This is a genomic window from Halalkalibaculum sp. DA384 (genome assembly GCF_043951955.1).
Lineage (GTDB): Bacteria > Bacteroidota > Rhodothermia > Balneolales > Balneolaceae > JAMQKA01.
Genome location: NZ_JBINJE010000017.1, coordinates 83353 through 95817 on the forward strand (window position 1 = coordinate 83353; position 12465 = coordinate 95817).

Here is a 12465-nt window from a genome sequence, read left to right on the forward strand (position 1 = left end):
ATTGGTGGTACCTATCCAGGCCCCTCTTCAAGAAGAGGGGTATAGCAAAATTGAATTTCTGCCTAAAAAATAAAACTTGCTTTTATTCCCGGTAAAAGCGATTAAATTTCTGTTATCTATTTCTTGTCATAGTCATTGTTGCAGGGCCCACGCTTTGGCATTCACTATACCGTTCGTTTCCGGTAGCTTATGATCGCGACCGGCAGCAGAACAACGGCCATCAGGGTAATGCCCCACACCATATCCTGTATATCGCCCCAGCCCGATCCTTTAAGCAGTACCATCCGCATGATCTTGCCAAAGTAGGCGAGCGGGTTGACTACTGTCAGCTGCTGCGCCCACTGCGGCATGCTTTCGATGGGAGTGAATATACCGCCCATCAGCATAAAGATCATTACGCAGAAAAAATTGATAAACATCGCCTGCTGCTGGGTGTTGGAGGCCGAGGAGATCAACAGGCCCAATCCCTGGATCGCCAGCAGGTAGATGGCCGCCGTGCCATAGATCAACAGCACATTGCCGCGAAACGGGATCTCAAACCACAGATAAGAGACAAGCAGGCCCACGGTCAGCACCAGCATCGCCAATATCCAGGTGGGAACCAGCTTGCCGGCAATAAACTGGTACTTTTTGATCGGCGTCACATTGATCTGTTCGATGGTGCCGATCTCCCGCTCCCGCACAATATTCAGCACCGAAAGCAGCAGGCATATCAGCGTCACCAGAATCGTGATAATGCCCGGCACCATGTACATGATGTAGTCGAGCGTGCTGTTGTACCAGTTGGAGGTGCTGATATTGAATCCAGCGCGCTTGACAGTTCCACCGATCGAGACCGTCTGGATTTCGGAGCTTACATTCTGCCCAAAACCACGCAAAATGGCCTGACTATAGCTCTGGATAAGGCCAGCCGTATTTCCATCCACCGCACTGATAATAAATTGCACGGCGGGCACCTGGCCGGAGCGCACATCTTTCTCAAAATCGCTGGGTATCACCATTACCATCTTGGCTCGGTTTCGCAAGATATCGTCGATTCCCTGCTCGTCACTGAAGCTCTGCCCCACCTTCGTAAAATAGCCGGTCGACTCAAACGTGTTGGCCAGCCGTGTCGAAAGGGTGCTCTGGTCGTGATCCACCAAGTGGAACTCCGCATCCTTTAGCTCAAAGGTAGCCGCATAGGCCAGCACCACCAGCTGAATAATCGGAACCGCAAACAGGATAAAAAGCATCGCTTTATCCCGCAGTATCTGTAAAAACTCTTTTTGTACCAGGTAGAATATGGTTCTCATTGTTTTTTCACTTATTCATCTAATATTGCGTGTATATTTTTAGGCTATCAGTAGTCACCTGTTCTGAAAGCTAGTTGCTGATAGCTTATTCAAGCCGGTCATGGAAATTACGGATCCCTGCAAATACCAACACCACCGTCATAGCCGCCAAGATGGATATCGGGAACCAGAGGTACTCAAAGCCGGTCCCCATCAGCATGGATCCACGGGCCGTTATCAAATACCACTTGGCTGGTACCACATGGCTAAACCACTGCAGAACCTGTGGCATACTTTGCACCGGGAAAATGAATCCCGAAAGCAGGAACGTGGGCAGCAACGTACCCATCAGGGAGCCCATCATTGCCGTGCGCTGGTCTTCCGCCTTCGTAGAAATCAGGACACCAAGTGCAAGGGCTGAAAAGATCAGCAGCAGGGAGACAAACAAGAAAAACAGCACCGACCCCCGGAACGGTACCCTAAAAACCACCTCTGCCACTACCAGCACGGTTATCACATTTATCACCGAAAGTACCAGGTAGGGAATTACCTTCCCTACAATAATGTGCTGCGGCTCTAGTGGCGAGACCAGCAAGATTTCCATCGTACCGGTCTCCTTTTCACGTGCGATGGAAACCGAGGTCATCAGTGCCGACACCATCATCAGGATTACGGCGATCAGGCCCGGTACAAAATAATAGACACTTTTCAGCTGCGGATTAAACAGCATCCGCACCGTTGGTTGTATGCCGATATTCGCCCCCGACACCATCGCATTTTCGGGCCGCCAGCTCTGGACAATAGCACGGGTGTACTGCTGCACCAGTCCCGCGATGTTGGGCTCGCTTGCATCCGTGATGATCTGCAGGTCGGCCTGCCCCTCGCGCTGCATTTTTCGTTTGAAATCCTTCTCAAAGACAATCACCTGCTTGATACTACCGGCCTGGAAGGCGGGATCAATCTGATCATTTGACTCGAGATATGTAGTAATATTCAGCTCGTCGGAGGCCTGGAGCTTCTGTATGAGCTGGCGGGTTATCTCGTCTTTGGAATGGTCCAGGATCGCGACCTGAGCATCATTCACCTCGTTCCGGACGGCGTAGCCAAAGATCAACAGCAGGGCGATCGGCAACCCGAACAGGATCAACAGGGTCCGGGTATCCCGCAGGATATGACGAAATTCTTTTATGACAAAACCTTTGAATGAATGCATAATCAGTTTACAGTGTGTCAGTGTACAGTTATCAGTTAAGCAGAATTTTGATCTTAATTTTTATTTGATGCGGGTTTTCTTGAGTATGGAGTATAAAATTTTGGCTAATTCGTCGGCATCCTTATGCATGCTTTCAAATGTTTTGGCATCAATAAATCCTGTGTCATTTAAAAGAGATAACCAGTATTTGGTCTCCAGGCACTCTTTGTATGAGATGGAAAGTTTGGCAGAAAAGTCTGCCTTTGAGATAGCACCATTAGCTTCAGCAATATTCGCACAAATGCTAGTACCTGACTTAAGAAGCTGTTTAGACAGGATAAACTCCTTCTTTTCGTCGCTTAAAAACTGATAGGCTTTAACGATCCTAATAGAAAACGCATATGATTTCTTATACAAATTATTATCCATCATCAACAAAGTTTATTTAATCAGCTATTAGCTAGATTGCTTTCATTGTGAATCCTTACAAAATAAACTATGAAATTTTGGTTAACTGTCAGTGATCCGCTGCTCACTGAAAATTGACACACTGCAAAACTGCTCACTGCTCACTGATCACTGCGCTTCGCACCACGTGCCAGCTCAATGAAAACCTCCTCGATATCATCAGCCTGGAACTCCTCCTTCAGTCCCGCAGGAGAATTCAGCGCTTCAATCCGGCCGTCCACCATGATGGAGACGCGATCGCAGTATTCGGCTTCATCCATGTAGTGGGTCGTCACAAACACCGTTGTACCCTCTTCGGCGGTCTTGTAGATCTGCTCCCAAAACTGGCGGCGTGTGATCGGGTCGACCCCGCCGGTGGGCTCATCAAGGAATACAATATCCGGGTCGTGCATGATCGCCACTGAAAATGCCAGTTTCTGTTTCCATCCCAGCGGCAGGGAGCCGATTCGCTTGCCACGGGCCTCACTCAGGCTCAGCGTCTGCAACAGGTCGTCGGCTTTCTGTTTAATTTGTTTAAACGGCAATCCATAGATGCCGCCATAGAGCCGAATGTTTTCCCACACAGTCAGATCTTCATAGAGTGAAAACTTCTGGCTCATATAGCCAATCCGCTTCTTGATCGATTCCGCCTGCGTGTACACGTCGTAGCCTGCGACTTTTGCTTCTCCTGAGGTGGGAGCCAGCAACCCGATGAGCATCCGTATCGCTGTGGTTTTGCCGGCGCCGTTTGCCCCCAGGAAGCCGAAGATCTCTCCCTGACCGACCTCAAAGCTGATCTGGTCGACCGCGGTAAAATCCCCAAACATTCGGGTTAAATTGGTTGCCTGTATGGCCAATTCATTCTGACTCATACCATTTCCTCCTGCATTAATGCCATAAAACTGTCCTCGATATCCGGCTGTACCGGTTTGACTTCAATGTTTGTAAATCCAGTTTCCGAGAGATATTGTCGCAACGCTTCCGGCTGTGGCTGTTCCCGCTGGTCGGTGTAGTGCACGTATTCCCCAAAAGGCTGAACTGAATGTGCGTACGGGTAATCGCGAAGCATTTTCAGTAGCCGGTACCGATTGTCGGCCTTTACAGCCAAAAGCGGCTTCTCGAAGGCTGCCACAACCCTTTCGGTCGTATCAATTTTCAGGATATGGCCTTCATCTATCAGGGCCACACGATCGCACTGCTCGGCTTCATCCATATACGGGGTAGAGGCAATGATTGTGATATTCTGCGACTTAAGGTGCTGAAGCATCTCCCAAAACTCCTGCCGAGATACCGCATCTACGCCGGTGGTGGGCTCATCCAGGATTAGCAACTCCGGTTTGTGGATCAGGGCACAACTCAGCGCCAGCTTCTGCTTCATCCCACCGGAAAGGGCACCGGCCAGGCGCGACTCAAACTTCTCGAGCTGACTGTAAATGGGTGCCACGAGGTCATAATTTTCTTCCAGCGTAGTACCGAAGACCGAGGCAAAGAAATCCATATTTTCCCGTACGCTCAGGTCCTGGTACAGCGAAAATCGGCCGGGCATGTAGCCGAGAAGCGGGCGGATTTGGCGGTAATCGTCCACCACATCATATCCCAAAACACTAGCTTTTCCCGAATCCGGTTTCAGCAGCGTTGTCAATATCCGGAAGAGCGACGTCTTCCCCGCGCCGTCCGGACCAATGAATCCGAACAGTTCACCTTCCCGGATCTCGACCGAAATCTCGTCCAGTGCGGTGACCTTACCGTAGGTCTTCGTCAAATTTTGAATACTTACAATGCTCATAGTATTACCTTGTTAATGGCCTCAGATTCAAACAGATATGTTATTATCAGTAACAATCTGTGTAGATCAGTGGCTAAAAATTCACTTCACCCGGCATCCCTATTTTCAGAATGCCATTTGAGTTGGGGACCCGAACCTTCACTGCGTATACCTGTGTCACGCGCTCTTCCTTGGTTTGAATCTGCTCCGGGGTAAATTCTGCCTCCGAAGCGATCCAGCTGACCCGGCCCGCCATCGACTGGTTTTCTTCGGCATTTTTGTCCACCAGTACTTCTACCTGCTGCCCGAGTTTTATACTTGGCAATTGCGCGCCGTCCACATAAACGCGAAGGATCAACGTATCGAGGTTGGCAATCCGGTAGAGCGGCTGACCTCGCTGCACCAGCTCATACGGTTCTACAAACGTTGTCAGAATAGTGCCGTTCACCGCATTTATGATCAAGGCATCTTCAATCTGATCATTGATTTGATCTTTGCGCGCCTGCGTGGCGTTGATTTCCGCCCTTACCGACTGCTTCTGTGTCTGAAGTGCATCAATCCGCTTCTGGATGGTACGAACCCGGCCCTGGGCATCATCCAGTTTTTGCTGGGTGGTGGCACCATCTTTTTGCAGCGCCTGCAGCCGATTCAGGTTCGTTTCTGCCAGCGATAACTCTGCTTGCTGTACTTCCACCTCAGCATTAATATTTGTGATACGCGCACGAATCGATTCCAGTTGCGCCTCCAGCTCTTTCTTCTGCAGCGACAATCGTGTGGAATCCACATATCCCACCTGCTGGTCAGCCCGGATATTATCACCCTCCGTAGCGTTAAACTGCAACAGCTTACCACTCATCTCTGACGAAATTGTCGTTTCTGTCGCCTCAAACTGGCCGTAGGCATCCGAAGTCTCATTTGTAGCGCACCCCGATACAACAAGCATCAAAAGGGACAAGATGGTAAATAGGGAAGAGATTTGACTCCCGGTAGTATTGTTATCTGTTTCTTTCTGCACTTTCATGTTTCTGTGTTTTGAGTTATTGAGTTTCTTTGATGATTCTTTACCTACATTTGTGATGCTATGGCATATCTGCTTTCAGTTTGCTCTACATTAACCGGCATTGCATCATAGTCCGGAAGGCGGACATGCTGCCCAATCTTATAGCCTTTCAAAAGCCTGGAAATCAGTTGGAGAACCGCGGGGGAGTGGAGATAATCGGTATGGTTTTTAACCACCCCGCTGCAGTCGATGACATTGATCTTACCATGCCTTTTGAGCAGATCCTGCTGGTGAGAGGGGCCGGCATAGCCAAGAGCCTTCTTCCACTCAACCAGGCGAAAACCATATTTAAGGATACGGTCGTTCCGGTTGTGAAATGCATAGAAATGCCGAACTTTTTCCAGCAGATGGGGTATATTTTGGTCTTCTAACATTATATCCTTGGGGATGGCAGCCCCGAGGGAGAACAGGTTCCGAATCCTGATATCGGCTTCCACACGCAGTGCTTTGTACCCCACCAGCGCCGCCATACTGTGTCCCATAATATCGATAGTACAACCGGCCTTGGTCAGCCATCTTAACCAGGTACGAAACCGGTTGCCCGCCTCACCCGTATTTCTCTTGGCATGGAAATAGTCAAATTCTGTAAAACCGGACGGCCAGGTGTATCCAACAATATGATCGTACTGGTTGCTAAAGGCTCGTTGAATCCGCGCACGAGCCAACAGGAACTCCCGCACGGCGTACAGCAATGGGTTATTAAAACCATGTACCAAGACCAATACTTTCTCGGAAGACAGCTGTGACAGGAACCAGTCTCTTGTAATCGGCCGTCCCTGGCCAAGCCCTCCGAGCTGCACGATACAGTCTTTTTCCGCAAATATTCTGCCATCATTCATGTCTTTCCTGGAGCTTATCAGGTACATAGCGTATAGGTTTATATTTTGATTTTTGGTAGAGCTTGATGAGAATTTCCCATCTCATCAAGCTGGCTTTATTGGGTGATTGTCGAGATGTAGGATGGGAATATGTTGCATATCCCACCGATGTCATCTGGATCAACCAATCGTTACTCAATAGGTACTCCGAGCGTCGTGGCGTACTCAATCTGAGCCTCGGCCAGCTGCACCCGGTTGATAAAGAGTGACAGCCGGGCCCGGTTTGCCTGGGTCAACTCCGTCACATATTCTGTAGCTGTAACCACACCGTTTTCAAGCTGACTCGCACTTTCCTTTACAATCTGCTCGCGCAGGGTAATGATTTCGCGATCCCGTTCTATGTTTTCCCGGATCGAGGCGATACGCTGTTCGATGCGGTCAAGCGAAGCCTGCAACTGCCGGGTAAATGCTTTTCTATTTTGATCCACTTTCTGTTGCTGCACTTTCAGTGCCTGTATTTCAGTATCGGAATTCCACAGATCGGTGAGATTCCAGCGCAGCTGTAGACCAACGATGTAATACTCGTGGAAATCGTCATTCAGGAAATTGAGCCCCGGCCGACCAAATGCCCCCGTACCAAAGGCTGAAATACTGGGTAGTTTTTTCGTATATGCAAGATCCATCTGTTTCTCGAGAGTCTTTTCGGTGCTTTGGAAGAGTTCATATTCCGGGCGCCGAGGCTGCATCGATTGGTAGTTCACCCGGGGGGATGGCAAGCTCAGGTTCATGTCCGGCGATATCTCCTCCCCGATCAGCTCACTCAGCACTTGGTAACCGGCATCAACATTTGAGGCTATCGTGGCTGAATCCTGGTGCGCTTTTATAAGCTCTGCCTGCAGAATATGTTGCTGGCTCGGCAGGAGAACGCCATTTTCGACCTGTGAACGAACCGTTTTGATTCGCTCTTCAAGATCTTCAATCAACAGCGCGTTTACTTTTTGCTGCTGTTGCGACAACAGGATACCGAAATACACTTGATCTACCTGCTTGCGCACTTGGTGGAGTTCAATTTCTGAAGAGTGGATCTGCTGCTCTCCTTTGGCCCGCTCCAGCTCTTTCCTTATACCCACGGCCCCGCCATTGAAAATGTTCTGAGTAACTTTAAATGAGGCCTCATACTGGTCTTTACTTACGGCCGGGGGACCCCCGCCGCCGGGAATCGAAAAATCGGTAACCTCCGATTGGTAGCTGGCTTTGCCTCCAAGCTCTACATTTGGATAATAACCGGTATCGGCAATTTTGAGGTTGAGCTCGGTGATCTTCTGCTGAAGCTCAATGTTCTCAGCGGTCGGGTAGTTCTGGTTGGCCTGGGTATAGCAATACTGCAGGCTGAGTGAGTCAGCCGGTGCATTCGCCTGAACTGCCGAGGCAAAAAGTAGGATTAGCGTGAGTAGCTTCATTGTTTTTTATAGTTGATTGCGTTCAAAATGAAGTCGAGTAAAAAATCTTTTCTTTTTTCCAGGAATTCACGGTAGCCCGCTTCATCCAGCTCAAAAATCCCTTTTACCATCGTCTCTGCCAGAAAAGGGAAGAGGATCAGTCCAACAATGCTGGCCATAAGCTGTTTCGGTTCAATCGGGTCCATATTACCGCGGTCAACTTCCTCCTGAATCTGTTTCAAAAATTTCTTGGGAGGATGGATACCTCGTTCCCGGATAAAATTTCGCAGCCGCTCCGGGTTTTGATTCATCTCATGGATGATGAACTGGGAAATCCGGGGATTTTTACTCAAGAAAGAGTAGTAGGCCGCAATCAGGCGATCCACCTTTTCATCGAAGGGAATGTCAGAATCCAGGACATTAAAAATGATGGGGAAAAAGCGGCTCATCTCCCGCTGGTAGACCATTGTAAAAAGCTTGTCCTTGCTCCGGTAATAGTAATGCAACATCGACTTGTTGATATCCGCCTCATCTGCAATCTCCTGCATTCGGGCACCATCATATCCCTTGCGGTGAAAAACTCGACATGCCGCCTCAAATATCAGTTCCTCTGTATCTTTTTCTTGTGCAGTCATTCGTGATCAATTCTAAGTTTAAATACTAACTATATGATTCAACTATATGGTTGAACCAATTCGAATTTTTTTGGAGCTGAATTCAGGCTGGTTCGAATTTCTTCCGTTTGGAAATCCTCCAGTTTAGTTTCCTTTACCTCAACTCCACCAGCAAACTAAATGATCCAAATAAATAATTCAACCATTTAGTTGAATTATTTGGTTTACATCTTCTATGGAAAAGAAAGTCAAGTATATATTTTCCCCTGTGAAAAAAATCTTGGTGAAAAATCCGGGTTTGGTACGGTATTGGTTGCAGTAATACTGCAACCAGGCTTCCTCAAAAATTCAATATTCTTCTCCTGTGGCGGGAGTGTTCCCGTTGGCAGTCCTCCCGAAAGGAGGAGATTTTCTACTCTCTCCACATTTACCGAAATTTATCGTCGAGTATAATTTGGTCCCTTAAATTAGGAATCCGCTGAGAAGCTCAATTTTACACCTGTTTCTCCGGTTAACAAGCATTGGACAAGAAAGATCCTGACAGGTAACATTACTGCGATACTACCAGTTATCTACAGCTGCAAATGGTTAGCTGATAGATTAAAACACGTTTAAAATAACTTAACGTCACAATCTATGAAGGAAAGCGATATTTTAGAGGGCTTTATAAAACCGAAAAACTGGGTAATCAATGTCAACTTTGACTGCCCCTCAGAAAAGGAAAGAGCTCTTCAAAAACCATTTACACGATTAAATTCATCCTATTCTAATTCAGAATCCGGCAGGGCAAATACATGAAGGGTTCTCCCAATCGGTTGTGAAATCGGGGCACGGAATCTTCCGCCTCCTCCACCGGCGACAATAGCAACGTATTGTTTTCCATCTATCTCATAAACAGAAGGTGCTGAGAAGCCGGGCGAATCCATCTTGAATTCCCACAAAAGTTCCCCATTGCTCTTATCAAATGCGCGGAATCTGTTATCTTCGGTAGCTGCTATAAAAATAAGTCCACCAGCGGTCGTAACCGGGCCACCAAAGTTTTCCGCACCCGTCTTTTTATCAATACCCAAACTATCGGTTAAAACAGGATATTGTCCCAACGGTACTTTCCATTTTATCTCTCCTCTTTCTATATCTACTGCAACGAGTTCTCCCCAGGGCGGTTTAGTTCCTGGTAATCCTATATGATCTGTAAAATAGTCCAATTCAGGGATATATTGTGGAGTCGAAGTTGACCATTTCAACCCATCCCTTTCTCCACTCCAGGTAAAACCATGATCTCCCTCAAATGATAGCGTAGTATCCGCATCGGCACTGCTGGTTTCTTCGACTTCACTTTCCAGATAGGTTATAAGATGATCCATGTCTTCATCAGAAATACTTGGAAAAGCCGGCATATTACCTCGTCCCTCTGATATCACTGTTCGTATCGAATCAGAACCTATTTCCATATTCACAAGACCAGGTACTCCCGGGCTACCTTGTCTCTGGGCCCCATGACAGGCAGTACATTGCGAAGTATACAGAACTTCCCCACGCCGAACATCAGACATTTCTCCATATTGGTCTGGCTTCATCGGAACAAGTGTTAATATGAAAGGTATATTATTGACATTTACATACGCCGTATTTGTTTCAGGATCATATGAAGGCCCTCCCCACTCGTTACCTCCATGTATGCCAGGCGTTGTAATTGTCCCCTCAATACTAGGGGGCGTATAAACAGGACCCGTTTTGAGTTTTTTAAATTTTTCCAATGCAGCTTCATGAGATTCCGGAGTTATTTCCGTTAAATCAGACTCATATGTTGAAGTACGCACCAGGGGTTCCGGTTTCAGCGGCCATGGTTGTGTAGGATACGGTTCTTCACCGGGAACTGCTTCCGTTGGCACGGGTTTATCCACTACGGGAAATATTGGCTCTCCCGTATCTCTGTCTAACACCAGCATGGTTGGATGTTTTCCCGTCTGTACTACCACATCCCGGGACTCTCCATCATCACTATGTATGGTTGTCAGCATGGGAGGTGGAGGCAAGTCGTAGTCCCAAATATCATGATGAATTGCCTGGTAATGCCATTGCCGCTCACCAGTTGTAGCGTCCAAGGCTAAAATTGTATCAGAAAATAAATTTTTCCCTTTTCGTGATGTTCCACCACCATGTATACCACCAGTTGCAGAGCCCGTAGCTGCAAATACCCATCCTCGCTCTTCATCAACGGTTAATCCTGCCCAGGGATTAGCTCCACCGTAAATTATATTATCCTCCCATTCCCAGGTATCGTAGCCAAACTGACCTTCCTGGGGTACTGTGTGAAAAGTCCATTTATATTCTCCGGTAATTGTATCGAAGGCACGAATATTTCCGGGTGGTACAGTATTGCCTTCATTTAGCCTTGTTCCGATAATTAGATAGTTTTTATATGTTACTCCTGGAGTCGTAACATGGATTTGATCTTCAAGATATTTGGAATCCCATACATGATTCTCTTTTAAATCGATAGAACCATCATCACCAAAAGACTCAATGATATTACCGGTTTTAGGGTCCACTGCCCATACCAAATCCCTTGTATATTGAAATATTCGTTCATTGTTCCCCTCTTCATCCTCCCAGTAGGTCACACCTCGTAGCAACTCTCCATTTACAATATCATCGTTGGGATAGTGGTCAGTTGGATTAAATATCCATTCCTCTTCTCCTGTAGTTGCATCGAGCGCAATTAAATTCAACCTGGGATCGGAAATATACATAATCCCGTCTATAACAATAGGATTTGATTGCATGCCAGGGCCGGTTAATTCTCTCGTGTTGTATTCCCATGCCGGCTCCAATAAATGAACATTTTCTGTATTAATTTGATCAAGAGTTGAATATTGATTCCCTTTCTTGTCACCGCGATAAATAGCCCAGTCAGTAAAGTTGTTGTATTTACTTTGCCAGGTACGCTCTTCGATTGCAGAATCCGGAGTGTCTGATTGACAGCCGTAAAACAGAACAAAGATGAGTAGCAACGGAAATATAAGTTTTATCGATTTCATCGACTTTATATTAGACTGCCATGTTCAAGTAATTAATGCAACACAGCGATGTTTTCGGGTTTGTTGAATGGGATTAATGTAATCAAATTTTCAAACTGGTCGAAAGTTCAGGTATTGCTTGACGGTGTTGATGCGCTGGCGGGAAATGTTTCGAAGGTCTGTACCTTTCGGGAAGAACAGTCGAAGTACCCAGATATGTTTTCTACGGTTCCTTTATCCTGAGAGGTACAGGAACGGATAACGTAGGTATCGGCCTGCAGGGGGTCGGCAATTTCTGGTGGCGTGGAAAGGCTTTGTCATTGTCGAAGGTTAGAGCTTTCATGAATGAGGACGAAATCCGGCCCAGCCACTGGGTATTGGCCCGGCAATAGCCTTTGCCCTGAGGGTCCTTATTGGCTATATCGTGGTTAAGCTCGCGACTGATGGTAGGCAGTAGGCACGGAGGACCGGGCAACTTGCTTTGTTTATCACCTGTATCGATCAGGGATTTGATTTTGACGGGCGATTCCCTTGGCTGAGTTGGTGTTTTGCCTGCATAACGACTAACGAATATTACACGCTTGGCGGAAGACCCCAGGAGGAGCCCCTGGGATCTTTTTTTCGTGTTGCACTTACTACTTGAAATAAGGACTGCTTAACATTTTCTAAACTTTTATGTGTTATTCTATCCAAGTATTCCGAACGAAGCCTATTGTTACCATGAGCTCCTATGTACCAGAAAAAGTAAACTCCGGCAGGTGTTTGATTTCGCCCCCGTTCATCGCCGACTCATGCGCCAGCAGGCCCACGCAGGTCCAGTTGGCCGACTGCCGCGCGTT

General features: G+C 47.3%; 10 protein-coding genes. All 10 read right to left on the reverse strand.

The genetic code is table 11. The features are described from left to right. Positions 1 to 164: 164 nt before the first annotated feature. The 10 genes from ACG2E4_RS11195 to ACG2E4_RS11240 all read right to left on the reverse strand — a co-directional run bounded on the left by ACG2E4_RS11195 (position 165) and on the right by ACG2E4_RS11240 (position 11647). The gene (locus ACG2E4_RS11195; RefSeq protein ID WP_395262024.1) at positions 165 to 1292 is read right to left on the reverse strand and encodes an ABC transporter permease; all 1128 of its coding nucleotides are present in this window, start codon (positions 1290 to 1292) and stop codon (positions 165 to 167) included. An 85-nt stretch (positions 1293 to 1377) separates the two neighbouring features. Then, positions 1378 to 2484: an ABC transporter permease gene (locus tag ACG2E4_RS11200; protein WP_395276599.1), complete on the reverse strand. Its 1107-nt coding sequence runs from the start codon at positions 2482 to 2484 to the stop codon at positions 1378 to 1380. A 60-nt stretch (positions 2485 to 2544) separates the two neighbouring features. Beyond that, on the reverse strand, positions 2545 to 2895 hold the full coding sequence (locus ACG2E4_RS11205; protein ID WP_395262026.1) for a four helix bundle protein: 351 nt from the start codon (positions 2893 to 2895) through the stop codon (positions 2545 to 2547). A 137-nt stretch (positions 2896 to 3032) separates the two neighbouring features. Beyond that, a complete protein-coding gene (locus ACG2E4_RS11210; RefSeq protein WP_395262027.1) occupies positions 3033 to 3782 on the reverse strand; it encodes an ABC transporter ATP-binding protein in 750 nt (249 codons plus the stop codon). Beyond that, entirely contained in the window at positions 3779 to 4696 is a 918-nt protein-coding gene (locus ACG2E4_RS11215) for an ABC transporter ATP-binding protein (protein ID WP_395276600.1), read from the reverse strand. The genes ACG2E4_RS11210 and ACG2E4_RS11215 overlap by 4 nt, the downstream gene beginning before the upstream one ends. Before the next feature lie 73 nt (positions 4697 to 4769). Further along, on the reverse strand, positions 4770 to 5696 hold the full coding sequence (locus tag ACG2E4_RS11220) for an HlyD family secretion protein (protein ID WP_395276601.1): 927 nt from the start codon (positions 5694 to 5696) through the stop codon (positions 4770 to 4772). Positions 5697 to 5740: 44 nt separating this feature from the next. After that, positions 5741 to 6574 (reverse strand): alpha/beta hydrolase, encoded by an 834-nt coding sequence (locus ACG2E4_RS11225; protein ID WP_395276602.1) that lies wholly within the window; start codon positions 6572 to 6574, stop codon positions 5741 to 5743. A gap of 170 nt (positions 6575 to 6744) precedes the next feature. Further along, positions 6745 to 8013 carry a TolC family protein gene (locus tag ACG2E4_RS11230; RefSeq protein ID WP_395276603.1) on the reverse strand — a complete coding sequence of 423 codons (1269 nt, stop codon included), beginning with the start codon at positions 8011 to 8013 and terminating at the stop codon, positions 6745 to 6747. Then, a complete protein-coding gene (locus tag ACG2E4_RS11235) occupies positions 8010 to 8627 on the reverse strand; it encodes a TetR/AcrR family transcriptional regulator (RefSeq protein ID WP_395262032.1) in 618 nt (205 codons plus the stop codon). The genes ACG2E4_RS11230 and ACG2E4_RS11235 overlap by 4 nt, the downstream gene beginning before the upstream one ends. 740 nt (positions 8628 to 9367) lie before the next feature. Continuing rightward, a complete protein-coding gene (locus tag ACG2E4_RS11240) occupies positions 9368 to 11647 on the reverse strand; it encodes a PQQ-binding-like beta-propeller repeat protein (protein WP_395276604.1) in 2280 nt (759 codons plus the stop codon). Between the last annotated feature and the right edge of the window lie 818 nt (positions 11648 to 12465).